Genomic DNA, 19,726 nt, shown 5'->3' on the forward strand with positions numbered 1-19,726 from the left:
TCCCAGCTACGCCAAGCGCGCGCGCTGGGAGAGGGTGATGGGCGGATAGGTGCGCTTGGAGATAGGAGGGGTACGTTTAGCTCCCGATCCTATGAAGCCCTGGCAGCCTCATTCTTGATGATCATCTACTCACCTCCAGCATATTTGATGATAGCCAAAAGTCGATTGGCCTACATCAAATAGCTTTGATGACGAAATCCGATCATCAAACCCGAAGCCGACCGATCAGGGACGCGCCGCTATGGCTTCGGCGGGCACACTTCCCGGACCCTGAGCCGTAATTTTCCGTCCCCCGATGCGGCCGGTCCGCTTTACCTACCGGGAGGCTTGAGACTGGCCGTTAGCTGGCAGTCCATTTTTATTGAGCAGTATTGCTTCCTGCCGCTCAAAAAGGGCGATGGGGGTGGCTCTCGCCATCAGCCATTTCATTTACGCGCTTGGGCGGGATTCCACAGGCGGAACGCGCCCGACGCTGAAAGCCTAAGCCTGCTGAAATGCTCTTGGAGCTATTTCTATTTTTCGTCTTCGCTAAGCTGAGCGGGCGGAGGCGGCGGTGCAGCAGAGCCACGCCGATTCGGCATTTGCACCGTTTTCTCACTATCTCGCAAACTATCATTTTTTGGCAATATGCGTTCAACGAGGCTGGCAGCGACTAGCAGCAAGAGAGCAAGGCCCGTGCCGGCCAAGACCAGAATATATTGCCCAGCACCGGCCGTTATGCCCACGGCCGCTGCCATCCAGAGACTGGCGGCGGTTGTCATGTTGCGCACATCACCGCCGCGCACAAAGATCAGGCCCCCGGCGATAAAGCCGATAGCCTGGGCAAGCCCTTGTATGACACGGACAGGGTCGCCCTCTCCATGCTGCTCCACAAGTTCGAGGGCAGACAAGGTGAGCATGCCTGAGCTCAGCGCAACAAGACCATGTGTCCGCAGGCCTGCGTCATGGCCGTGGCGTTCGCGTTCGAACCCCAGAACGAGGCCCAGAAACGTTGCGAGCCCGAGCCTCATGAGGGTGACGGGAAGATCGTCCTCAAGCATTTCCGGCACTCGGCTTAAAGGTGATGACGCGGTAGAGGTAATATAGCAGGACTGCCGCCATGATCGCCAGGCCAGCAGGCCCGAGATAGTGATCGACGGCCGAAAATTGTCGGCCGAGAAAATATCCGGCGCCTGCAAGGACACTGGTCCACACAGCTGATCCCGAGATAGTCAAAATGATAAACCGTGGGAAAGTGGTGCCGAACAGGCCTGCCGGAATCGAGATCAGCGTGCGCAGACCGGGAATGACGTGGGCGACGGGAATAGCCCATGAGCCGTGTCGATCAAACCAGTCGTCGATCTTATCAATATCGCTGGCCGACAAGGTCAGCCAGCGCCCATGGCGGTCAGCCAGTTTTTTCAATCGAAGTTCGCCACATTTGCTTGCCAACCACCACCAGAAGGCGGCGCCATTTACCGTCCCTATCGTGCCAGACATGATGACAAGCATGATGTTGAGGCCGCCGTTAGCTGCAGTGTAGCCCGCCAGGGGCATGATGACTTCGGAGGGTATGGGAGGAAAGACATTCTCGAGGAGCATGAGCAGCGCGATGGCCCAATACCCCATCTGCTCGACAATGGTTGTGATCCATTCCGTCATATGCCGCTATCCCGAAGATGATTAAGTTTTCGACTTAGCCGGGATAGGGACTTTTCTGCAGCAAGCCGGCCAGATGGGCGGCGTTACCAGCCACCATCTTTGCAGTTTCCGTCACCTTGTCCGGCGTCGTTGCCAGATCCTTGAAATCCGTGGAGCCCATCGCCTCCCCGACCCAATAGCATGCCGCGACCGCTGGAATGGTCCAGCCTACGTCGTTCAAGGCCTGGAAAAGCTGGGCGGATGAGAAGTGCGCGCCGTCCTCATTGCCAACAATCGCAGCCACCGCGACCTTGCCATAGCTCGGCATCCTTCCCTGCTCATCCGTCTCGGACAGGAATGCATCCATCCGCTCCAGCACGCGCTTGGCGACGCTGGAAATCTGCCCCATCCAGATCGGGCCGCCGATAATAAGGATGTCGTGCGCAACTATTTTCTTGCGCAGCGCAGGCCAGGCATCGCCGTCACCTTCGTCGGATGTCACGCCGGCTTTGGTATCGAGCGCCGCCACCCGCACCGTCTCGGTAATCGTGACCTGACGGTCGGAAAATGCCTGTTTCAACACCGCGATCATCGCGTCGGTAGAGCTTGCCTCGTTCGCGTCACTTTTAAGCGTGCAATTGAGAGCCAGGGCCTTGAGTGGCATCGATCGTCTCCTTTGGTGTCGGCTGCCGCAGGCATGCGATCACCCGTTTACAGACAGGAGAACTCATCGGCGGGAAAAGGGTTCTGCCTTCAAAGGAGATGCCGCCATGACCGAGACCGTCCAGATGATCCACGAAGATGCGCTTCCCGGGCATGAGAGCAAACTCGAGCCAAAGCCCGAGTGGCAACCCCGCTACAAGGGTTCGGAGCGTCTAAAGGGCAAGGTCGCGATCATAACCGGCGCCGACAGCGGCATCGGACGCGCTGTGGCGGCGCTTTATGCCCGTGAAGGTGCTGACATAGCCATCATCTATCTGCTCGAAGATGACGATGCCGCCGAAACGAAGCGGATCGTAGAGGCCGAAGGCCGCAAGGCGATCGCCATCCGCGGCGATATCGGCGAGAAAGAGTTTAGCGATGAGATCGTACGCCAGACGCTCGATGCATTCGGCAGGATCGACATTCTCGTCAACAATGCCGGCGAGCAGCATCCCGATGAGGACATCACAGACATAAGCGAGGAGCAGCTGCGTCGAACCTTCCAGACCAATATCTTTGGTATGTTCTTCCTGACGCAGGCCGCACGCCCACACCTCAAGGCTGGCGCGGCGATCGTCAACTGCACGAGCGTCACCATGTACCAGGGCAGCAAGGACCTGCTGGATTATAGCTCGACCAAGGGTGCGATCACGGCCTTTACGCGATCATTATCGGAAAATCTGGTTGGCGATGGCATTCGCGTGAATGCGGTCGCGCCGGGGCCGATCTGGACCCCGCTCAATCCATGCGGTGGCGCAAAGCCGGAGAAGCTGGAGCATTTTGGCGAGAGCACGCCCATTGGTCGGCCGGGTCAGCCCAAGGAAGTCGCGCCCGCCTTCCTGTTCCTCGCCTGCGAGGATTCCAGCTACATGTCCGGACAGGTTCTCCATCCAAATGGCGGGATCATTGTGAACGGCTAGATCGCTTCGTCCAGCGAGCAAGGGGCATTACGACCCGACGCCGGGAGCCTCCAAATCGAATTTGGCCCGACGGATGAGTACAGAATTTTTAACCGATGAAAGGAACTGAGATGGCGGACCTGAGCCAGATCAAGGAGCATATGGAGATCATCGGCGCAGATGGCGTCCATATCGGCACCGTCGACAAGATTGAAGGCGATCGGATCAAGATGACGAAAGCGGACAGCGGTTCGCACGCCGATCACCATCATTATTTCTCTGGAGGACTGGTGACTGCCGTCGAAGGCAATATGGTTCGTCTTTCAGCCGCCGGCTCAGCAGCCATACTCCTGGAAGAGGAAAAAGGCGGCGAGGCGCTGAGCGACAAGTCGTCATAGGGTGCAAAGAAATAGCCGGCCCCTCTGGGCCGGCCACTTCTGTCTGATCAGTAGGGGTAGTTGACCCCGTAATAGCTATATACCTCTCGCCCATAGGCGCGATCATAGGCTGGCTCGCTGTCGCTTGCGTAGCGAGGCGCATTTTCCAGAACGCTCTTGTCGAGATTGACGACATAGCCGCCCTGATCGGTGTCATAGGTCAGCACGTCCCAGGGGAGCGGATAATAATCGCTCCCCAGCCCGAACAGGCCGCCGAACTGAAGCACGGCATATTCAACCTTGCCCGAGCGCTTTTCGACCATGAAATTGTAGATCGAGCCGAGCTTCTCGCGCTGCGCGTTGTAGACGGTGGTGCCCTCGACTTTGTTCGAGGCGATGAGGCGATTGGTTTCGTCCGTGACGATGTCGGTCTGTGCCATGACATCTCTCCTTTCATGCTGGGGGTTCAGGGTGAACGCGGCAAGCAGGCCCACTATCCCAATGTTCATGGTCTGATCGTCGGGGCGACCCTAAAAGTCGTTGAATCGCCGTTGGTGGCAGAGGAGGAAGCCGTTCTTTTTCGCTCTCAAGCGCGGACGTTTCCCTTTATTATGTGCGTGCTTTATACTCCGGCGTCATATTCTACCTCCCGAAAATTGGCGCGCGGAATGCTTCCCCATAGAACGCCTTTGCCCTGAGACCGTTTGTCCTGAACAGACGCCGAGGAGAGCAATGTGACCAAGTCTTTAAAGAAGGGTACCGCCGTTAGCTGGAAGAGCCACGGCGGGGAGGCGCGTGGCAAGGTCATTCGCAAGCTCACGAAACCAACTACGATAAAAAGACATAAGGTCGCTGCGTCTACCGACAATCCTGAATATCTGGTGGAGACGCAAGATGGCAAGCGCGCTGCGCACAAGCCCGAAGCCCTTCGCAAGGATTAATCGCGCGCGACACGCGAAATACGATGTGATGCCGCTATCTTCTGCGCAGGCACAGCAGCGCTGGCGGCGGAACGCGCCGCATGTGCGCATGGCGTCCGTGCTTATCGATGAGCTTTTGCAGGGACCAACTGCGCAACGGTCGGCTGCAAGCCGTCGAAACTGCTGATCGCGGCGGCGTCCGCTGCGCAAGCGGCGCGCCGCGCGTCCAGTTTCGGTATCGTCACGAACCTCGATATGCAGCGCCCGGTCCTGCTGAAAGGCCGCACCAACGTCTGTATGACCAACGCAGCCATCGGCAGGATCTATGTCGGTCTGAAGGCGGGCCGCTTGCTCTTTGCCAAGTTGGTCGGCCCTTCCGTCGAACATAGCGCGCATCTGCTCGCCTGGGCGATTACGCAAGGTCTGACTGCCAGCGATCTCTTGGCCATGCCCTTCTATTATCCGACCTATGAGGAAGGGCCGAAACCAGCCGTGCGGAAATTTGCAAAGCCGTTGGCGCGAAAGGATCACCCGATCGCGATGACGGCTTTCTGTCAGGCTTCTGACCACAAGGCCTGGACTCAGTCCAACCCCTCGCTTGCCAGCGCAGCGCGAACGCCCGGCCGCGCCGAGACGCGGTCGAAATAGGCCGACAAGCGGGGCGACAAGTCGAGGCCGACCTTGGTCTTCGCCCAGAACAGCATGACGAACAAATAGCAGTCCGCGATGCTGAACGAGCCGAGCACATGGTCTCGCCCCTCGAGATTCTGATCGATCAGGGCAAAGCGCTTCGCAAGTTGTTCCTTTGCGGCCGATTTGGCGTCGTCGTCGGCGTCTGGCATGAAGAAAGGCTTGAACCCCTTGTGCAGCTCGGTCGAAATATAGGCCAGTGCTTCCAGGACGCGGAACCGGGCACGGTCGTCGATCGGCATGAGATTGCCCGACCGATCCGCGATATAGCTCAATATGGCGATGTTCTCGGTGAGCACGCCGCCCTCGTCCAGCGCCAGGGCGGGGACATAGCCTTTGGGGTTGATGGCGGCATAGTCCGCGCCGCTTTCCGTCGTCTTCGCCTTGAGATCGACCTTCTCCGTTTCGAACGGCAGGCCGCTTTCGATGAGCGCGATATGATCGGCCAGGCTGCACGCGCCCGGGGAATAATAGAGTTTCACAGTCTCTCTCCTATTCGTCGTTGATCGTCCTAACCTTGCGGTCGGCCCACTGTTTGCCTGCGTCGCCGCCCCATAGGAGCCATGCGATGAATCCCGCCGATGGATCGCTGTCCGAATTCCATTTGTGCGCCTTGCCTGCCTTGTCGACATCGTGGCGCGCGAAGAAGCTGTGCATGGATTTCACGTCTGCCGCCGTCAGATCGCGGCGCTCAACCAATTGATGGGCCCGATCAACGCCCACCTGTGTGCCACCACGGTCGAACTTTTCGCGCAGGCGCAAGCCCCTGCGGGCCGCTGAGGCCATTTTGAGGGTGGGCTTGTAACTTTGCATGGACATACGCCTCTCCTCGTTCAAGCCAAGGGAACGCCCGCCGCGTCGACCGGTTTCCTCCCGTACGTCTCGCAGGCCGATCGGCATCAAAACCGGTCATCGCAACGGCAACCCGGACAGGCTCGATATTCGCGCTGCGCCGGCGTGGAGCGGAACAAGGAGTACGGAGATGACTTCCTCCACAAAGGAACTGCCCAGCGCGAGGTCACGCTCCATGTCCATCACCATCAACGGCATCGCCGCACCGGCGCCTACAGACGCCAGGGTTTCGCTGCTCGATTATCTGCGTGAGCATCTTTCCCTGCACGGCACCAAGAAGGGATGCGATCAGGGGGCATGCGGTGCGTGCACCGTTCTGGCCGACGGTGAGCGTATCCTGTCATGTCTGGCTTTGACGGTCCAATATGAAGGGCGGGAGATCACGACCATCGAAGGGCTGGAAAGCGAAGCTGGCCTCCATCCGTTGCAACAGGCCTTCATCGAGCATGACGGCTTCCAGTGCGGATACTGCACGCCTGGGCAGATCTGTTCAGCCATCGGGATGTCAGCCGAGGCCCGGCGCGGGGTACCTAGCCATGTTACGCAGGACCTGACCGCCGCCATCGCGCTCAATCATGACGAACTGCGTGAACGGATGAGCGGCAACCTCTGTCGCTGCGGCGCCTATAACGGCATCGTCGCGGCCATCGCGGAAAACTGCAGGGCAGAGGACGAACAGCAGGAGGCTGCGGAATGAACCCGTTCAGCTATGGGCGCGCCGATGATAACGCATCAGCGGTTCGCCAGGCGCAGGAGAGCCAAGCCCGCTTCCTGGGCGGCGGTACCAATCTCGTCGACCTGATGCGCGAAACCATCGAACAGCCCAGCAGCCTGGTGGATGTCAGCGGTCTTTCTACGACCATAGAGGACAGCGCCAACGGCGGCCTGCTGATCGGCGCGAGCGTGAAGAATACGGCATTAGCGGAGAACTGGTCCGTCAGGACGCGTTACCCTGCCCTCACCCGCGCCATCGTAGCGGGTGCTTCGCCTCAGATCCGCAACATGGCAACCGTTGGGGGCAATATCCTCCAGCGCACCCGCTGTGCCTATTTCTATGACCTGGAAGGGTCCGCCTGCAACAAGCGGAATCCGGGCTCGGGTTGCGACGCGGTGGACGGCTTCAATCGCATGCATGCGATATTGGGCGCTTCACCTGCCTGCGTCGCCACCCACCCTTCTGACATGTGCGTTGCTCTCGCCACTTTCGACACTGTGGTCCATCTGGAGGGCGCAAATGGCGCGCGCACCCTGCCGCTCGAAGATTTCCATTACCTGCCGGGCGATCATCCTGAGATCGAGACGATGCTGGAACCAGGTGAACTCATCACCGCCGTCGAACTGCCGCCCTTGCCCTTCTCCTGGAACTCGACCTATCGCAAGGTCCGCGATCGCTCTAGCTATGCTTTCGCCCTCGTCTCTGTCGCTGCGGCGCTGGCCGTAGAGGATGGTTTGGTGCGTGACGTGCGGGTCGCCCTGGGGGGCGTAGCGCTCAAGCCATGGCGGGCCAGGATAGCTGAGAATAACCTTGTTGGCCAACCAGCAAATACCGCCAGTTTTCGCGCGGCGGCCGAGGCGGAACTGGCGCACGCGAGACGGCTCAGCGGCAATGGGTTCAAGATCGAGTTGGCCGCACGCACCGTAACGGCTGTGCTGGGCGAACTGGCAGGAGAGCCGATGTGAGCCGTTTCAAGAGCGCGATGCAGGCGATCATGAAAAAGGGTGTTGGCCTCGCTCCTGATCGCTGGATCCCGGGCGGCGTGCCCGATCCGTTGATCGCGCGCGCCAAAAATGGCTCGATCGGCACTGCTCTCTCCCGCATCGACGGTCCGCTAAAGGTGCAGGGACACGCGCGCTTTGCGGCCGAGTTCGATATTGAAAACATGACATATGCCGCCCTAGCGTACAGCACCATCCCCAAGGGCCGCATCGCCGCGCTGGACGTCGCTGCAGCCGAAGCTTCCCCCGGCGTCCTTCTCGTCATGACCCATCATAATTGTCCCCGCCTCAAGCCCACGCCCGTCTTCTTGTCGGACGATAAGGCGGCGGGCGGCAGCGACCTGCCCGTCATGCAGGACGAGTGCATCTACTGGAACGGTCAGCCCATAGCGCTGGTTCTGGCGGAGACCCATGAACAGGCCCAGCATGCCGCATCGCTCATCCGCGCGACCTATGTAGAGGAGCCAGCAGAGACGTGCTTTGCGCAAGCGAAGAAACACGCCCGCCATGTGGAATTTCAGGGCGAGCCTTTGCAGGTCGCGATCGGCGACGCGGAAGAAGCGCTTGCGGCCGCCCCGTTCGCCGTCGATTCACTGTATGAAACTCCGCGCCACAATCACAATGCCATTGAGCTACATGCTGCAACCCTGATCTGGGACGGCGACGACTTGCGGCTCCACGACGCCACACAGGGCGTAGCGCATACGGCATGGACGCTGGCTCAGATATTCGGGCTGGACGAATCCCAGGTGCATGTCAGTTCACCCTATGTGGGCGGCGGCTTTGGCGGGAAGACGTTGTGGTGGCATCAGATCCTTGCCGCCGCAGCCGCGCGCCTCGCGAAGCGGCCGGTGCGCGTGACGCTATCGCGTGAGGGCGTCTATCGTCTCGTCGGCGGACGAGCGAATACGGAACAGCGTGTGGCTCTGGGGGCTGATACCGACGGCAAGTTCAAGGCGCTGATCCACACCGGCTATGCCGCCATGACCACACATAACGCCATGCCCGAACCGTTCATCCTGCCTGCGATGTCGATGTATGGGGCCGAGGCGATCAAGCTGGACGTGCAGGTCGCGGATCTCGACATGCTGGCCAATACGTTCATGCGCGCGCCGGGTGAGTCCGTCGGAACCTTCGCGCTGGAATCGGCTATAGACGAACTGGCGGAGCGGATGGAGATCGATCCCATAGAACTGCGCCTGCGCAACGAGCCGGGAAAGGATCCCGTCAATGGCCTCCCCTTTTCTGCCCGCCACAGCGCCCAGGCATGGCGCGATGGCGCGGAGCGGTTCGGATGGGCGGATCGCAATGCCCTGCCGGGGATGCGGCGCGAGGGCGAGTGGCTGGTAGGCATGGGCGCGGCGGGCGCGACCTATCCCTATTACCGTATGCCCGGCAGCGCAGCGCGCCTGACACTGCGCAGGGACGGACACGTCACCGTTGATGTCGCCGCGCATGAGATGGGCATGGGGACGGCGACAGTCCATACTCAGGTTACGGCGGACCGGCTCGGCCTGTCCTCGGAACAGGTGACGGTGAATTATGGCGACACCTCCCTCCCCGGCACGATATTGGCGGGCGGCTCCCAGCAAACCGCTGCCGTCGGCGCTGCGGTGCGCGCGGCCTTCGATGCTATGGTCGCCGAATTGCTCAAGCTGGCAGGCAATACCTCACCACTGGCAGGCCTCAAACCCTCTGAGATCGAGGGTCGCGATGGCGGCCTTGGCAAGATCGGCGATCCTGCCGCCCATGAAAGCTACGCGGCCATCCTTGCCCGAGCGCAGCGCGAAGAGCTTCAGGTCGAGGCTAAACCGGCAATGCCCCTGGAGATCATGCACTGGTCGATGCACAGCCATGGCGCCATGTTCTGCGAAGTGCGCGTGAACGCCATCACCGGCGAACCGCGCGTCAGCCGTTTCCTCGGTTCCTTCGACTGCGGCCGCATCCTCAATCCCAAGACAGCCGCGAGCCAGTTTCGCGGTGGCATGATCATGGGGCTGGGCCTTGCACTTACCGAAGAGGCACAGTTTGACGAACGTAAGGGGCGGATCATGAACGCCAGCCTTTCCGACTATCATCTCCCGGTTCACATGGACGTGCCGAAGATCGAAGTGATGTGGACCGACATTCCCGACCCGCACACGCCCATGGGTGCGCGCGGTATCGGTGAGATCGGGATCACTGGGACAGCCGCCGCAATAGCCAATGCCGTCTACAATGCCACTGGCAAGCGTGTGCGCTCTCTTCCGATTACACTCGACAAGTTGATCTAGAGCGTTTTCCAAGCAGGTGGAATCACCTGCTGACCCGGAAAATGCGGTAAACCAAAAACTTGGAGCAGGCGAGCCGATGCAATCGGCTCGGAAACTGCTCTAGTCAGCTCGATTTTAGATCGGCCACACCCACCGCCTTGTCGGGCACAAGTGCCCCTTATGTTATATTCAGACGTGTTATCAGTTGTTCAACCGCCGGCCGTCCGCTTTCCGACTGGTAGTCGTCAAATCCCATTGTCCATATGAAGCGGTAATCCTCGCCAAACAGTTGCCTCCCTGCCCCGTTCTCCATCGCGAAGGAACCCAGACCTGGGACAATGGTTTGGCCATGAGGAGAAGCAATGATGCACAAGGACCGCGAAGAAGACGGGGTTGTCACGCATTTGTCGACAACCGAAGCACGCAGCGGATCGCCAGCACGCATGACCCGGAATATTCTGGTGGTCAGCCTCCTTTTGATCGTGATTGTTCTGGCCCTGGCGCTCGCCTCCGGCTTTTTTGAAACCGACCGCACGGGCGCTGACGATGTCAACGCGGGTGACTTGGCAACCAGCAATATAAATTAGCCTCTGCAGAGCCGTTCTGTTGGCCGCCAATGCTCTGCTCCACCGCCAACAAAGGACGGCAGATCATGCCTGCCAAGTCGAAAGCTCGACAGAAAGCCGCAGGTGCGGCGCTCGCGGCCACCGGCGGCGAGCAGCCCAAATTCAAACTCAAGGGCGCCTCGAAAGAGATGGAGCAATCCATGTCCGAAAAGCTGCTCGCAAAATTTGCCAGTACGAAGAGAAGGAACCTGCCTGAGCACAAAGACTGACCATAGACCGACCCATCCGGTAACGCCCGACGGGCGATATTTCGTGGTGCGAGCGCGCCTATGGCGAATGAGCAACCCAGCCTTGTCAGACCGAGAACGCCAGCATTGGGTCCAAGTGCTGATGCGCGCTCGTCGCGAAATGGGCGACGCGCGTCTGACACAGGACATGGAGGCGAAGAAAAAGGCTCGCGCCACTGTGGACGAGGCGAAGCGGGCGCTTGGCGAGCGCGGGCCGGTCTGGTGGGACGACGGCACGCCGGATTACAATCGTCACCTAATCAGGAACACGCCATACGCAAGTTGGTATGAAGGCCTTCCGCAGGCGAAATCCTGATTGCAAAGCCTGCAACGGTGTTAATCGCCCTATCTGTTACGGCGCTTGCGTCGTGCTGCGAAAGAGGACGTACCTTTCCGGCATCTTCCTAAAACTTATCCGCCGGTCATCTGACCGGCCTTTTTTGCATTGATGGCAAACCGTAGCGCTGACCAGTCGTTTCAGTCTCATGGAAGATAGCGAGATGATCGAGCGGTTCGCCCGCACCATTTGTAAATTGCGAGGCGTACCGCCCGACGACCACCATTTTGATTTCGATACCCAATGGCAGGCCGTCGCTCGCGAGGCGAAAGGCCTGCTGATCAGCATGCTTGAACCGACCGAGCATATGACCCGAGCGGGCGCAAAAATGGGTGGATGTGACATCGATCAGGCGCGAGCAATTTACCGTGCGATGGTGGATGCTGCGATCGACCGGAATATCTGAGGAGAGGACATCATGCCACAGGTCAGGCGGCTTCCCAAACAGCGCGTCGCCAAGATGTCGCTGCCCGAGCGGATAGACGTTGAATTCATCGAGAAGCTGCGGCCGGTGCTTCAGGCTCCCACCGTAAAATGGATCGGGGAGCTCGGCAATGTCGGCGACGAACCGCCGCTGCTGGGGTTGTCGCTTGCCCTGCTTGCCGGCGGGACAATCGCGCGCAGGCCCCTATTGCAAAGAGCCGCAATCCGGATGCTTCTTGCCCATCTCATTGCGATCGCACTCAAGCAATGGGGAAAGAACAATGTCGACAGGACGAGGCCGAAGAAGCAGCTGAGGTCAGGCCGCTATCATATGGCGAAGGGCAAATCGCGTGCTGCAGCGCTGCGTTCCTTTCCAAGCGGCCACACCGCCAGCGCTTGGGCTCTCGCCCGGGCGTTCTCTCGCGACTATCCTCGCTATACAGGGTCGGTGCTGGCGGCCGCAGCGGTGATCGGCGCTTTGCAGATACCCCGCGGCGCCCATTATCCTGGCGACGTCGTGGCAGGCGGCGTGGCGGGCGCAATTGCCGAGAAAGTTGCCGACCTCATGATCCGGATGATTGGGCTGCGGCCCACGGGGCTGAAGCTTGTGGCCGCTGCCTAGCCGTGCCCCTTATTATCCCTGTCAGTCAGAAGGTTTGGCTTGCTCGCGCCCCCACAATGTTTGCTTTGGGGGACGTGGCAGCACAGCCCTGCGCTGCCGTGCGCCTATGCGGATTAGACGATGGTGTTCGATACGACGGCGTGGCTACCCTCTTCGTCCGCCCTGATCTTGCCGCCGAAGAGCATCTTGAGCTTTCCGGTCAGCGACAGGTCTGCCTCCCACAGCTCGGCATCATCGATGTCGAAGCGGAGAAGGGCGAGATTGGGATCGGATTTTCCCTCGGGAAACCAAGCTTCCACCTGCTTGGACCAGAGCTTGTCGATCATAGCAGTGTCATTGTCGATGACCACGCTGCCAGACAGGCAGGCGAAGAAGTCCTGCCCCTTGGACACGAACTGAGCCATCGCCCGGCCACCTTTTGCAAGACGGTTGTCCTTGCCGATGAAGAACCAGATCGTGTCGACCTGATCCTTGTCGAGCTGCGCAGTCAATGGCTCCGAATGACTTTCGTCGTCCGCAAGGCCGATCATGATGAAAGGCCCTTTCTCAAGCTTATCCCACATATGCTGCTTCAGCTTGTGCGTATCGACTGCCATTTCACTCTCCTCAAGGTTGCGCGAAGTACAACGCCTTGCGGCAAGTCAGGTTTCGCTGAAGCAAAGGCTCGCGCGATCGCGCGAGTCTTGCGGAAACTGGCTGCCCGCCGCCAAAACGGTTATGGCACTCTGCGACCCCGACCGAACAGAAATCCGAGGACGACGAGCACAACCGCGACGAGAAGGAAAATCTTAGCGAGCTCAGCAGAGAGGCCTGCAACACCACCGAAGCCCAGAAGCGCAGCCACGATGGCTACGACTGCTAAAATAATGGCCCATCGAAACATGACATATCTCCTTAGACAAGCGGCTTTCTATTACGTTCAAGAGCGCGCTATCGTCAAAACCAGCGCACGAAATGAATGTTCCAAATGCGCAACGTTAGCTATTCAGTCATCCTATTTCGAGGCGCGCTGATCGCGAACGTTCAGATGATGTCAGCGTCCGCCAAGTGCGACGTTCTCATCTGCCCCGATAAAAATCAGCGCAGCATATAAGTTGCCAGTCGGACGATCCAGGCGGGCGGTTGACCCGAATGGATGCCAAAATTCCAGTTACCAGTAGATGCGCGCGCTCAGTGCGCCGTTCATGCCTTCACCGATATTGCCAAGGCCCCAATATTTCTTGTTGAACAGATTGTTGACGTTGCCCGTAAAGGCCACCTTCCGCCCACCGATCAGCGCCTCATATTGGAAGCCAGCGTTGGCGATCGTGCGGTCAGGGATGTAGAGGATATTCTCATCCCCCGTAGGCGCCCTGCCGAAATAGCGGGCATTGGCGTGCAGGCTGAGGCCCGGAACCCCTGCCACCGCATATTCGACATTGCCCGTGACTTGCCATTTCGCGGCTTCCGCCGGGATGTTGCCGATGAGCGGCGACGGCAGGATGCTTCCATCCTCATCCACCACCGGCGACAGCTTGCGCAATTCCGGGTCGAGCCGGACCACGCCTGCGCCCAGTTTCAGCTGCTTGTCCACCTGCCAGCTGCCGATCAGTTCTACGCCCCTATAAAGCGTCTGTCCGTCCTGCCGCAGATAGGGCTGACTTACACCGGCCTCCCAACGTTCGGCCGTATTCACACGTTCGATGCGGAAGGCGGCAGCAGTGAGGCTGATGCCGCCATGCTCGACCTTGGCGCCGACCTCAAACTGCTTGCTGACGGTCGCCTTCAATATCTCACCAGCATTTGCATATTCGCCGCCGACCTGAGACCCCGGCTCCAGCGATTCGACATAGCTGCCATAAAGCGACGCCCACGGCGCGGGCTTGCCGATCAGCGCGAAAGTCGGCGACAGGGTAGATGTCCGATAGCCGCTGTCGGGATCGCCAGGCAGCGGCAGCAGCCGATACCAGGTCTGCCGCCCGCCCACGACCGCTTGCACATGATCGCCGAAATGGATCGTGTCGCTCAAAAACAGGGCATATTGACGCTGCTTGTCGGGGATCGGATCCATCGACCAGTCGAAGGCGCGCGTCACGCGGAACGGCTGATCCTGATAGAGATTGCCGGTGAAATCCTCACTCCAGTAAAATTCGTTGCTTCGATAGCTTTCCGTCGCGATGACCGATGCGCCCGCAACGATGGCATGGCGGATCGGCCCCGTCTCAAACTCGCCCTGCACCATCGCCTGCGCAAAATGGCTTCTGTCCAGCCAGGCGAAATTATAGGCGTTGCCGGTATAGTCGCCCGCCTGATTATGGATGGTGGCGAACATCTTGTTCGACCAATGTTTCTTACTGGCATAGCCATAGGTGAGCTTGGCGTTCCAGCCGTCGGCAAAGCCCCAGTCGATGCCCGTCGCTGCCGACAGAGTGTGCACGCGATAGAAGCTGTTATCGATGTTCAGCTTGTCATAATCCGTCGTCGGCTTCGGCAGCTTCGCATCTTCATAGGCATACCAATAAATCTGGAACGGCTCCGCCTCGAGCTTGCTTTCCTCGTATGCCGCCGTGCCATACCATTTGATGTCGGGCGTCAGCGCATATTCCAGTGCGGCGGACGCCAGCCAGCGGTTGTTCTTTGCCTCATTATAGAGCCGGCCTTTCTCACCAGCGATATTGATGCGATAGCCCAGCCGTCCATCCTGGGTCAGCGGCCCGCCCGCATCGACATGGGCATAGACATCGCCCGTCGCCCGCCATCCCAGTTCGGTCGTGAGCAGCGGATCGGCCGTCGGCCGCTTGGTGCGATAGCTGATCGTGCCGCCCGGCGCGCCAAAGCCATACATGAAGCCGGACAGACCCTTCAGCGCCTCGACCGTCTCGACCGATTCCAGCGGATAGGTGCCGCCCCAATAGAGCATCAGCGGTACGTCATCGATATAATAGTTGCGCACGCCCAGCCCACGGATTTGCGTGCCCCACCAGTCGGTCGTGCCAGCCGGAGAATAGGAAAAAACGGCAGGATCGTTGATGAATATCTGTCCGATGGAAGTAGCCTGCCGTTTGGAAATATCTTCGCGATCCACCACCGTGATCGAATAGGGCGTGTCGAGCAGCGTCTTTGCGCCCAGCGCGCCATTAGCCGTGACCTTGTTCTGGCCTTCATCGACGATCAGGCCATTGACGATGATGTCCGCCCTGCGCTCATTGGTCGCATCATGGTCTGCAGTTTCCGCTGCTTTTGCTGTCGCAGCGATGGCAAGCACCCCCGGCACTGCGATCGAGCAAATCAAATATCTGTTGTTCATAGTCGGCCCCTCCGTCATAAGGCGACTTAACTTTATCGCTATTGCGGGTCAATCGCATATCTAAGGAGCGCCGAGCAGTGGCAACGTGAGGCCGCAACTGGCCGTCGTCTCCGATATAATGATGACGGAAGTCGAAGGCGCCCGCACTACGCCGGTGAAATAGGCGACCATGCCCAGCAGCATTCCCGCTCCCGGCGGATAAGGGGGTAAGATGCTGCGAAACACGTCGCCAATTGCTGCTCCCACCGACAGGGACGGCGCGAATATGCCATCGGGCAGACCCGATGCCATGGCGAGCGTCGCCAGAAACTTGGCCGCGCCAAACGAGAGAGGAACATCGTCCCCGGCGATGACATCATGGGCGGTCTGGTAGCTCGTGCCCAGGTCAGCCCCGTCTCGACGCCGAAGATCGCCACCGTCATGCCGCATATCCCGGCGAACAAAACCGCCTCGACCGCAACCGCGCGACTGGCCGGAACGGCGTCCTGCCTGCCGACAGCATCAGCCGAGAGAAGCACCCACCGGCCACGCCACCGATAAGCCCGGCGACGGGGAGCACGAACAGTCCTTGGCTTGCGCTGAGCGTCTGACGCATCTCGCCGAAATAGACATAATCGCCGGCAAGACCGGGGCTGGCCATGCTCGCGATCAGGACGGCCGCCATCACCAGCAGCCCTGTTCCATCCGACGCACCCGCAACGAAGTTTCCACTTCTTGCGTTATGGCGTGGAGCGCCTTTGGGCGGAAAACCGGCCCGGTGCCGACAAAATAGCAGGATGAACGTGCAGGATTTCGGCAAAGTTGATCTCACCAACTGCGATCGCGAGCCGATCCATCTTCTGGGCGCCATCCAGTCGCCCGGCTTCCTTATTGCCGTAAGCACGGACTGGATCATTGCCCGGGTTTCGAAGAATATTCGCGACCTGCTGGGCTTCGACCCCGACCATCTGATCGGCACCCCCTTGGCCGATTATGTACCCGGCGCCTTTCTGCACGATCTGCGCAATAAGATTTCCTATCTTACCGAGCCGGATATGGTCGAACGCATGTTCGGCTGTCAGATCGGCACGTCCGGCCAGCCTTATGACGTGGCCGTGCATTTTTCCGCCGGCCAAATCCTGATCGAGGCGGAACCGGGCGTGGCGAGTGGCGGCGACGCCACCAATTCCGTGCGCGCCATGATGTCGCGCCTTGACCGGACCAAGGACATGAAAGCCTTTTATCGGGAAGGCGCCCGTCAGGTCCGCGCCATGCTGGGTTATGACCGGGTCATGGTCTATAAATTCGCGGCCAGCGGCGCGGGTGAGGTCGTAGCGGAGGCGGCGAAACCTGGCATCGGCAGCTTCCTCGGCCTCAACTATCCCGCCAGCGATATTCCCCGTCAGGCCCGCGCCCTTTATAAGCGGAACCTTGTTCGGGTCATCCGTGACGTAGATGCAGAGCCGATCCCGATCGTGCCGACCATCGACGCTTCTGGACAGCGTCTGGACCTGTCGCTCTCGATCCTGCGATCGGTATCGCCGATCCACATCGAATATCTCAAGAATATGGGCGTTCAGGCATCGCTCTCAATTTCCATCGTGGTTGACGATGAGCTGTGGGGGCTATTTGCCTGTCATAATTATTCGCCGCGTGCGCCGACTTTCGAGCGACGGTCGGTATGCGAACTGTTTGCCGAGATGTTTTCGATGCGGCTGGAATCGCGGGAACGCCGGCTGATTGCGGATTATGACCGGCGCGCACGGGACATTTCCGATCAGTTGCTGGGCGCGGTCGCATCGGATGAGACATTGCTCAATGACCCCGATTGGCTAGCCGACATTCTGACGGGCGCGATCCCTGCCGATGGCGTCGGCATATGGATTAACGGCAATTATGCTTTTTCGGGATCGACACCGCCGACCGAGGATTTCCGGCGGATCATTCGCGCATTAAACGGCCTTGCCGCTGGCCGCGTATATACGACCGACCATATTGGCGGCCTGATCGATAAGGCTTCTGGCTTCGCGGACATGGCAGCGGGGCTGCTGGCCATTCCGATCTCACGCTCGCCGCGCGATTATGTCGTCCTGTTCCGGTCGGAACTGAAACATTCGGTGCGCTGGGCTGGCGATCCGCATAAGCCGATCGAATATGGTCCCAACGGACCGCGCCTTACACCGCGTGCCAGTTTTGCAGAGTGGCAGGAACTGGTCGACGGCCATGCCGAACCCTTTTCCCCATCGGAAATTCGGGTAGCGGAAACATTACGGGCAACGCTGATCGAAGTGGTTCTGCGATTGGCGGATGAGGCGGCGGCGGAGCGGCGCCAGTCGACCGCGCGACAGGAAATGCTGATCGCCGAACTCAACCATCGGGTACGCAACATCCTGGGCGTAATTCGCGGCCTCATCCGGCAATCCCAGCCGGACAATGCGGAGGTGAAGGATTTCGTCAAGCTGGTGGACGGCCGCATTCACGCACTGGCACGCGCGCATAACCAGATTACCGACGATCATTGGGGGCCGGCTCCGCTCGAAGCGCTGATCGATGCGGAAGCCGCCGCCTTTGCCGCGACGCGCCAGAGCGCCATCATTTCGACGGGGGCGCCCATATTGCTGAACCCCCAAGCCTATTCCACGATGGCGCTGGTGATCCACGAACTCGTCACCAATTCGACCAAATATGGAAGCCTGTCCGGCAGTGGAGAGGTGCACATCAACTGGTCGCGCAACCATAAGGGTGATCTGGTGCTGGTCTGGCAGGAGGTCGGCGGCCCGCCGGTATCGCTGCCCAAGCGCAAAGGCTTCGGCACAACGATCGTCAATCGGTCCGTCCCCTATGACCTGGGTGGACAGGCGAGCATCGACTATGCGCCCGATGGCGTTCGCGCCGAATTTTGCATTCCATCAAGGCATGTATCTGAGCCCAAATCCCGTGGCGGTCCTGAAATGCGCCTTTCCCGGAGGCCTGTCTCCAGCCAGCAGCCTGTCGATCCGGGTTTGGCCGGGCACAAGACGGTATTGCTGGTCGAAGACAGCCTCATCATCGCTCTGGACGCTGAAGATATTCTCAATCGCTTCGGTGCGTCTGTTGCTACAGCTTCCACGCCGGAGGCAGCGCATGATACGCTGGATCAGGACAGGGTCGATTTCGCCATTCTGGACATTAACCTCGGCGATCAGACCAGCTTTGGTATCGCGGACCGGCTTACGGAGCTGGGCATCCCCTTCTTCTTCGCATCGGGTTATGGGGAGCAGGCCAATCTGCCGATGGAGCATCGTTCGGCCACGGTGGTCCAGAAACCCTATACGACGCATAATATCGCCAAGGCCATCGAGGACCTGTTTGGCACGGAAGCCGACTGAACGAGGCGACAAGGTTAAGGGATCACCCCCTCGGGCGGGAACATTTTGGCGTGCAGCAGGATTTAGCGTTCTGGGCGAGATCATGAGCGCGCCTTGGGGGTATCAATGACTGTCACGCATCGGGGTCCGGATCTGTTGCCATTGAAGTCTGTGTCGCCATCATCGGATGGTGACGCATCGGACATTGACCTGCTGCACAGCATCAGCGTCGCCCTGATCGGCGAAAACGACCGGTTCGAGCTTTATGGCAGGATCGTCGAGGCTGCGGTGACGATTACAGGGTCGCAGTTCGGGACGATGCAGCTTCTCTGTCCCGCCGGTGATCCTTCCGGTCATGGCGGACAGCTTCAGCTTCTGGCCCATCGCGGCCTTCCGCCCGAGGCCGTCGGCTTCTGGCAGTGGGTCAGTCCTGCGGCCTATAGCAGCTGCACGCTGGCATTGAAGCTCGGTCAGCGTGCCATCATTCCCGATTTCGAGACATGGGACGCCATTGCCGGCACGCCCGATCTGGAGGCGTTTCGCGCCGCCGGCATTCGTTCGGCTCAGACGACGCCACTGCTGTCACGCAACGGCAAATTGCTTGGCATGATCTCCACCCATTGGGGTAAACCCCATCAGCCGTCAGAACGGGATTTGCGGCTGCTCGATATTGTGGCCCGTCAGGCAGCCGATCTGCTGGAACGCACGATCGCAGAAGAGCAGTTGCGCGACCTCAATGAAACGCTGGAAGCCCGCGTTGAGGCGCGCTCGCGCGAGTTGATTGCGGCGGAGGATCAGGTCCGTCTGAGAACGGCGGAGCAATATTCGGCCACGCTAGCGGCGGGATAGTC

At 59.7% G+C, this 19,726-nt stretch carries 24 protein-coding genes; 13 read left to right on the forward strand and 11 right to left on the reverse strand.

The features are described 5' to 3' along the window. Positions 1–512: 512 nt before the first annotated feature. From ACFOKF_RS23120 to ACFOKF_RS23130, 3 genes are read right to left on the reverse strand one after another with little or no spacing between them, the layout of a single operon-like run. On the reverse strand, positions 513–1,040 hold the full coding sequence (locus ACFOKF_RS23120; protein ID WP_380798943.1) for an MgtC/SapB family protein: 528 nt from the start codon (positions 1,038–1,040) through the stop codon (positions 513–515). Beyond that, on the reverse strand, positions 1,033–1,641 hold the full coding sequence (locus ACFOKF_RS23125) for a DedA family protein (protein WP_380798944.1): 609 nt from the start codon (positions 1,639–1,641) through the stop codon (positions 1,033–1,035). The genes ACFOKF_RS23120 and ACFOKF_RS23125 overlap by 8 nt, the downstream gene beginning before the upstream one ends. A gap of 34 nt (positions 1,642–1,675) precedes the next feature. Then, a complete protein-coding gene (locus ACFOKF_RS23130; RefSeq protein ID WP_380798945.1) occupies positions 1,676–2,284 on the reverse strand; it encodes a flavodoxin family protein in 609 nt (202 codons plus the stop codon). 106 nt (positions 2,285–2,390) lie between these two features. Between ACFOKF_RS23130 and ACFOKF_RS23135 the strand changes: the two genes are divergently transcribed. Both ACFOKF_RS23135 and ACFOKF_RS23140 read left to right on the forward strand, forming a co-directional pair. Next, positions 2,391–3,242 (forward strand): SDR family oxidoreductase, encoded by an 852-nt coding sequence (locus ACFOKF_RS23135; RefSeq protein WP_380799340.1) that lies wholly within the window; start codon positions 2,391–2,393, stop codon positions 3,240–3,242. Positions 3,243–3,352: 110 nt separating this feature from the next. Further along, entirely contained in the window at positions 3,353–3,619 is a 267-nt protein-coding gene (locus ACFOKF_RS23140; RefSeq protein ID WP_380798947.1) for a DUF2171 domain-containing protein, read from the forward strand. Positions 3,620–3,666: 47 nt separating this feature from the next. Here the strand turns inward: ACFOKF_RS23140 and ACFOKF_RS23145 are convergent, their stop codons facing one another. Then, positions 3,667–4,038 carry a PRC-barrel domain-containing protein gene (locus ACFOKF_RS23145; protein WP_093088319.1) on the reverse strand — a complete coding sequence of 124 codons (372 nt, stop codon included), beginning with the start codon at positions 4,036–4,038 and terminating at the stop codon, positions 3,667–3,669. Positions 4,039–4,332: 294 nt separating this feature from the next. On the opposite strand from ACFOKF_RS23145, the gene ACFOKF_RS23150 reads away from it, so the two are divergent. After that, positions 4,333–4,539, forward strand: coding sequence for a hypervirulence associated TUDOR domain-containing protein (locus ACFOKF_RS23150; RefSeq protein ID WP_380798948.1), 207 nt, complete (start codon positions 4,333–4,335; stop codon positions 4,537–4,539). Positions 4,540–5,099: 560 nt separating this feature from the next. Here ACFOKF_RS23150 and gstA read toward each other — a convergent pair. Beyond that, entirely contained in the window at positions 5,100–5,690 is a 591-nt protein-coding gene (gene gstA, locus ACFOKF_RS23155; protein WP_380798950.1) for a glutathione transferase GstA, read from the reverse strand. Positions 5,691–5,700: 10 nt separating this feature from the next. Continuing rightward, positions 5,701–6,027: a hypothetical protein gene (locus ACFOKF_RS23160; RefSeq protein ID WP_093088315.1), complete on the reverse strand. Its 327-nt coding sequence runs from the start codon at positions 6,025–6,027 to the stop codon at positions 5,701–5,703. Between the two features lie 208 nt (positions 6,028–6,235). On the opposite strand from ACFOKF_RS23160, the gene ACFOKF_RS23165 reads away from it, so the two are divergent. The 8 genes from ACFOKF_RS23165 (at position 6,236) to ACFOKF_RS23200 (ending at position 12,263) form a co-directional block, all read left to right on the forward strand. Beyond that, positions 6,236–6,757: a 2Fe-2S iron-sulfur cluster-binding protein gene (locus ACFOKF_RS23165; RefSeq protein ID WP_380798952.1), complete on the forward strand. Its 522-nt coding sequence runs from the start codon at positions 6,236–6,238 to the stop codon at positions 6,755–6,757. Further along, positions 6,754–7,740: an FAD binding domain-containing protein gene (locus ACFOKF_RS23170; protein WP_380798954.1), complete on the forward strand. Its 987-nt coding sequence runs from the start codon at positions 6,754–6,756 to the stop codon at positions 7,738–7,740. The genes ACFOKF_RS23165 and ACFOKF_RS23170 overlap by 4 nt, the downstream gene beginning before the upstream one ends. A gap of 17 nt (positions 7,741–7,757) precedes the next feature. Further along, entirely contained in the window at positions 7,758–10,049 is a 2,292-nt protein-coding gene (locus tag ACFOKF_RS23175) for a xanthine dehydrogenase family protein molybdopterin-binding subunit (protein ID WP_380799341.1), read from the forward strand. Between the two features lie 341 nt (positions 10,050–10,390). Further along, complete coding sequence (locus ACFOKF_RS23180; RefSeq protein WP_380798955.1) at positions 10,391–10,615, forward strand: hypothetical protein; 225 nt, start codon at positions 10,391–10,393, stop codon at positions 10,613–10,615. A 65-nt stretch (positions 10,616–10,680) separates the two neighbouring features. After that, positions 10,681–10,863 (forward strand): DUF3008 family protein, encoded by a 183-nt coding sequence (locus ACFOKF_RS23185; RefSeq protein WP_380798957.1) that lies wholly within the window; start codon positions 10,681–10,683, stop codon positions 10,861–10,863. Positions 10,864–10,930: 67 nt separating this feature from the next. Beyond that, positions 10,931–11,197 carry a hypothetical protein gene (locus ACFOKF_RS23190; protein WP_380798958.1) on the forward strand — a complete coding sequence of 89 codons (267 nt, stop codon included), beginning with the start codon at positions 10,931–10,933 and terminating at the stop codon, positions 11,195–11,197. 184 nt (positions 11,198–11,381) lie between these two features. Beyond that, positions 11,382–11,624, forward strand: coding sequence for a hypothetical protein (locus ACFOKF_RS23195; RefSeq protein WP_380798960.1), 243 nt, complete (start codon positions 11,382–11,384; stop codon positions 11,622–11,624). A 12-nt stretch (positions 11,625–11,636) separates the two neighbouring features. Further along, positions 11,637–12,263 carry a phosphatase PAP2 family protein gene (locus ACFOKF_RS23200; RefSeq protein WP_380798961.1) on the forward strand — a complete coding sequence of 209 codons (627 nt, stop codon included), beginning with the start codon at positions 11,637–11,639 and terminating at the stop codon, positions 12,261–12,263. Positions 12,264–12,376: 113 nt separating this feature from the next. On the opposite strand, the gene ACFOKF_RS23205 is transcribed toward ACFOKF_RS23200, so the two are convergent. The 5 genes from ACFOKF_RS23205 to ACFOKF_RS23225 form a co-directional block, all read right to left on the reverse strand. Continuing rightward, a complete protein-coding gene (locus ACFOKF_RS23205; RefSeq protein ID WP_380799342.1) occupies positions 12,377–12,826 on the reverse strand; it encodes a pyridoxamine 5'-phosphate oxidase family protein in 450 nt (149 codons plus the stop codon). A 152-nt stretch (positions 12,827–12,978) separates the two neighbouring features. After that, positions 12,979–13,146, reverse strand: a complete 168-nt coding sequence (locus ACFOKF_RS23210; RefSeq protein WP_093088302.1) for a DUF1328 domain-containing protein — start codon at positions 13,144–13,146, stop codon at positions 12,979–12,981. Positions 13,147–13,413: 267 nt separating this feature from the next. After that, positions 13,414–15,549, reverse strand: a complete 2,136-nt coding sequence (locus tag ACFOKF_RS23215; RefSeq protein WP_380798962.1) for a TonB-dependent siderophore receptor — start codon at positions 15,547–15,549, stop codon at positions 13,414–13,416. A gap of 60 nt (positions 15,550–15,609) precedes the next feature. Continuing rightward, on the reverse strand, positions 15,610–15,978 hold the full coding sequence (locus tag ACFOKF_RS23220; RefSeq protein ID WP_380798963.1) for a chloride channel protein: 369 nt from the start codon (positions 15,976–15,978) through the stop codon (positions 15,610–15,612). After that, complete coding sequence (locus ACFOKF_RS23225; RefSeq protein WP_380798965.1) at positions 15,968–16,213, reverse strand: hypothetical protein; 246 nt, start codon at positions 16,211–16,213, stop codon at positions 15,968–15,970. The genes ACFOKF_RS23220 and ACFOKF_RS23225 overlap by 11 nt, the downstream gene beginning before the upstream one ends. A 112-nt stretch (positions 16,214–16,325) precedes the next feature. On the opposite strand from ACFOKF_RS23225, the gene ACFOKF_RS23230 reads away from it, so the two are divergent. After that, positions 16,326–18,896, forward strand: coding sequence for an HWE histidine kinase domain-containing protein (locus ACFOKF_RS23230; RefSeq protein WP_380798966.1), 2,571 nt, complete (start codon positions 16,326–16,328; stop codon positions 18,894–18,896). Positions 18,897–19,046: 150 nt separating this feature from the next. Continuing rightward, the gene (locus tag ACFOKF_RS23235) at positions 19,047–19,724 is read left to right on the forward strand and encodes a GAF domain-containing protein (protein WP_380799343.1); all 678 of its coding nucleotides are present in this window, start codon (positions 19,047–19,049) and stop codon (positions 19,722–19,724) included. Positions 19,725–19,726: the final 2 nt, after the last annotated feature.

The organism is Sphingobium rhizovicinum, assembly GCF_042647625.1.
GTDB lineage: Bacteria > Pseudomonadota > Alphaproteobacteria > Sphingomonadales > Sphingomonadaceae > Sphingobium > Sphingobium rhizovicinum.

Bases quoted from the DNA above. Each gene is read 5' to 3' on its own strand.
- ACFOKF_RS23145 (WP_093088319.1), bottom strand. From the start codon at position 4,038: ATGGCACAGACCGACATCGTCACGGACGAAACCAATCGCCTCATCGCC.
- ACFOKF_RS23230 (WP_380798966.1), top strand. From the start codon at position 16,326: ATGAACGTGCAGGATTTCGGCAAAGTTGATCTCACCAACTGCGATCGC.
- ACFOKF_RS23125 (WP_380798944.1), bottom strand. From the start codon at position 1,641: ATGACGGAATGGATCACAACCATTGTCGAGCAGATGGGGTATTGGGCC.
- ACFOKF_RS23165 (WP_380798952.1), top strand. From the start codon at position 6,236: ATGTCCATCACCATCAACGGCATCGCCGCACCGGCGCCTACAGACGCC.
- ACFOKF_RS23200 (WP_380798961.1), top strand. From the start codon at position 11,637: ATGCCACAGGTCAGGCGGCTTCCCAAACAGCGCGTCGCCAAGATGTCG.
- ACFOKF_RS23130 (WP_380798945.1), bottom strand. From the start codon at position 2,284: ATGCCACTCAAGGCCCTGGCTCTCAATTGCACGCTTAAAAGTGACGCG.
- ACFOKF_RS23190 (WP_380798958.1), top strand. From the start codon at position 10,931: ATGAGCAACCCAGCCTTGTCAGACCGAGAACGCCAGCATTGGGTCCAA.
- ACFOKF_RS23215 (WP_380798962.1), bottom strand. From the start codon at position 15,549: ATGAACAACAGATATTTGATTTGCTCGATCGCAGTGCCGGGGGTGCTT.
- ACFOKF_RS23185 (WP_380798957.1), top strand. From the start codon at position 10,681: ATGCCTGCCAAGTCGAAAGCTCGACAGAAAGCCGCAGGTGCGGCGCTC.
- ACFOKF_RS23160 (WP_093088315.1), bottom strand. From the start codon at position 6,027: ATGTCCATGCAAAGTTACAAGCCCACCCTCAAAATGGCCTCAGCGGCC.
- ACFOKF_RS23170 (WP_380798954.1), top strand. From the start codon at position 6,754: ATGAACCCGTTCAGCTATGGGCGCGCCGATGATAACGCATCAGCGGTT.
- ACFOKF_RS23180 (WP_380798955.1), top strand. From the start codon at position 10,391: ATGATGCACAAGGACCGCGAAGAAGACGGGGTTGTCACGCATTTGTCG.
- ACFOKF_RS23210 (WP_093088302.1), bottom strand. From the start codon at position 13,146: ATGTTTCGATGGGCCATTATTTTAGCAGTCGTAGCCATCGTGGCTGCG.
- ACFOKF_RS23225 (WP_380798965.1), bottom strand. From the start codon at position 16,213: ATGGCGGCCGTCCTGATCGCGAGCATGGCCAGCCCCGGTCTTGCCGGC.
- ACFOKF_RS23120 (WP_380798943.1), bottom strand. From the start codon at position 1,040: ATGCTTGAGGACGATCTTCCCGTCACCCTCATGAGGCTCGGGCTCGCA.
- ACFOKF_RS23220 (WP_380798963.1), bottom strand. From the start codon at position 15,978: ATGCGGCATGACGGTGGCGATCTTCGGCGTCGAGACGGGGCTGACCTG.
- ACFOKF_RS23195 (WP_380798960.1), top strand. From the start codon at position 11,382: ATGATCGAGCGGTTCGCCCGCACCATTTGTAAATTGCGAGGCGTACCG.
- ACFOKF_RS23205 (WP_380799342.1), bottom strand. From the start codon at position 12,826: ATGTGGGATAAGCTTGAGAAAGGGCCTTTCATCATGATCGGCCTTGCG.
- ACFOKF_RS23175 (WP_380799341.1), top strand. From the start codon at position 7,758: ATGCAGGCGATCATGAAAAAGGGTGTTGGCCTCGCTCCTGATCGCTGG.
- ACFOKF_RS23135 (WP_380799340.1), top strand. From the start codon at position 2,391: ATGACCGAGACCGTCCAGATGATCCACGAAGATGCGCTTCCCGGGCAT.
- ACFOKF_RS23140 (WP_380798947.1), top strand. From the start codon at position 3,353: ATGGCGGACCTGAGCCAGATCAAGGAGCATATGGAGATCATCGGCGCA.